The organism is Patulibacter medicamentivorans (assembly GCF_000240225.1).
In the GTDB taxonomy this organism is placed as follows: domain Bacteria; phylum Actinomycetota; class Thermoleophilia; order Solirubrobacterales; family Solirubrobacteraceae; genus Patulibacter; species Patulibacter medicamentivorans.
The window spans coordinates 1-759 of record NZ_AGUD01000320.1; the positions used below are offsets into that span (position 1 = coordinate 1).

Sequence of the window (759 nt, forward strand, 5' to 3'; positions counted from 1 at the left end):
CCGCCGGGAGCGCCGGCGCAGGGCGCCCGTCGCGCGCCCGCCCGTCGCGCCGGCGACTCCGTCCTCGACCCCGACCCAGGTCGGCGGTGCGCGCCCGCGTCCGGCGCCGACCGGCCAGCAGCCGGCCGGATCCGGCACGGCCGCCGGCGAGTTCGGGTTCGAGTAGCCGGACTTCCGCCTGCACCTGGGCGGGAACGCCCGCTCCGTCCGGGGCCATGCGTACGTTCCCGGGTGCCGAAACCCCCAGGCCACACCCCGTGGAACTCGTCTTCATCTCCCCCCACGACACGATCCGTGTCATTGCCGAATCGATCGGCCGCGAGGCCCGTCGCCAGCTCGTCGGCGAGGTCGTCCGGGCCTGGGTCGACGAGATCCCCGAGGCGGAGCTGGTCGGGCAGTACGCCCGCACCCTCGCCGACCTCGACGAGAACGATCTCTCGATGCTCGCCGCCTGGCACGCGTCGATGGAGGTCGGCCAGCCGGTCGCCAACCGCGACTTCCTGGTCCGGGTCTTCCCGACCCTCGGCGAGAACCGTCGCGAGGCCCTCAAGATCGCCGCCGGCTTCCGCGGCGAGGACGCCTTCGAGGCCGGCGTCGCCGAGGAGCAGGCCCTGCGCGTCGTCCTCCCGTACCTCTCCGACGACCGGGCCGCCGAGATCGCCCAGGAAGCGCTGGAGCTGTACTGCTGGGATCGGCTCGGCTCCGAGAACTAGCGGGCGGCGCCTGGCGTCCGTGGACGCTTCGGATCTCGCCACCGTG

1 protein-coding gene is annotated in these 759 nt (G+C 74.0%); it reads left to right on the forward strand.

Annotated elements, in window-relative coordinates:
• Positions 1–257 precede the first annotated feature (257 nt).
• Positions 258–713 (forward strand): hypothetical protein, encoded by a 456-nt coding sequence (locus tag PAI11_RS23050; RefSeq protein WP_007579342.1) that lies wholly within the window; start codon positions 258–260, stop codon positions 711–713.
• Positions 714–759 lie beyond the last annotated feature (46 nt).